Source organism: Bradyrhizobium sp. P2_E8, from assembly GCF_056403875.1.
Genome location: NZ_JBFUES010001332.1, coordinates 1 through 1,643 on the forward strand (window position 1 = coordinate 1; position 1,643 = coordinate 1,643).

The 1,643-nt window shown below is 64.3% G+C and carries 1 protein-coding gene; it reads left to right on the forward strand.

The features are described from left to right. On the forward strand, positions 1-1,643 hold a 1,643-nt coding region (locus tag AC1D00_RS40155), incomplete at both ends, for a dihydropteroate synthase (protein ID WP_477014512.1).

Below are 1,643 nucleotides of genomic sequence, written 5' to 3' on the forward strand. Positions count from 1 at the left end.
GCCCGCTTCCGCAAGCTGATCACCGCCGGCGATTACACCGCCGCGCTGCAGGTCGCGCGCGACCAGGTCGAGAACGGCGCGCAGATCATCGACGTCAACATGGACGAGGGCCTGCTCGACTCCGAAGCTGCGATGGTGACGTTCCTCAATCTCGTCGCCGCCGAGCCCGACATCGCCCGTGTCCCCGTGATGGTCGACAGTTCGAAATTCTCGGTGATCGAGGCCGGCCTGAAATGCGTGCAGGGCAAGCCGGTCGTCAATTCGATCTCGATGAAGGAAGGCGAGGAGAAGTTCATTCACGAGGCCAAGATCGCCCGTCGTCATGGCGCGGCCGTCGTGGTCATGGCCTTCGACGAGGTCGGCCAGGCCGATACGTTCGCGCGCAAGACCGAGATCTGCAAGCGCGCCTACGACATCCTGGTGAACCGCGTCGGCTTCCCGCCCGAGGACATCATCTTCGATCCCAACATCTTCGCGATTGCGACCGGCATCGAGGAGCACAACAATTACGGCGTCGACTTCATCGAGGCGACGCGCTGGATCCGCCAGAACCTGCCGGGCGCCCACATTTCTGGTGGTGTGTCCAACCTCTCGTTCTCGTTCCGCGGCAACGAGCCGGTGCGCGAGGCCATGCACTCGGTGTTCCTGTATCACGCCATCAAGGCCGGCATGGACATGGGCATCGTCAATGCCGGTCAGATGATCGTCTATGACGACATCGATGCTGAACTACGCCAGGTGTGTGAGGACGTCATCCTCAATCGCGACCCCGGCGCATCGGAGCGGCTGCTGGCGCTTGCGGAAAAATTCCGCGGCAACAAGACCCAGACCAAGGAAGCCGACCTCGCCTGGCGCGAATGGCCGGTGGCGAAGCGGCTGTCGCATTCGCTGGTGCACGGCATCACCGAGTTCATCGAAGTGGATACCGAGGAGGCCCGCAAGGCGTCGTCGCGTCCGCTCGACGTGATCGAGGGGCCGCTGATGGCCGGCATGAACGTCGTCGGCGACCTCTTCGGCGACGGCAAGATGTTCCTGCCGCAGGTGGTGAAGTCCGCCCGCGTGATGAAGCAGGCGGTCGCCTGGCTGATGCCGTTCATGGAGGAAGAGAAGGCGCGCAATCTTGCCAATGGCATCGGCACCGAAGGCTCCTCTTCCGCCGGCAAGATCGTGCTCGCGACCGTCAAGGGCGACGTCCACGACATCGGCAAGAACATCGTCGGCATCGTGCTCCAGTGCAACAATTTCGAGGTCATCGACCTCGGCGTGATGGTGCCGGCGGCCAAGATCGTCGAGACCGTGAAGGCGGAGAAGGCCGACATCGTCGGCCTGTCCGGCCTGATCACGCCCTCGCTCGACGAGATGGCGTTCTTCGCCGGCGAATTGCAGCGTGAGGGCCTCAAGCTGCCGCTGCTGATCGGCGGCGCAACGACGAGCCGCGTGCATACGGCGGTCAAGATCGACCCGAGCTACCGCGCCGGTCCCGTCGTGCACGTCAACGACGCCAGCCGCGCCGTCGGCGTCGCCTCCGCGCTACTCTCGCCGGAGAAGCGCGTGGCCTATGCCGCCGAGGTGCGCGCCGAATACGCAAAAATCTCGGACGCGCATCTGCGCGCGCAGGCGGACAAGAAGCGGCTGAAGCTGGC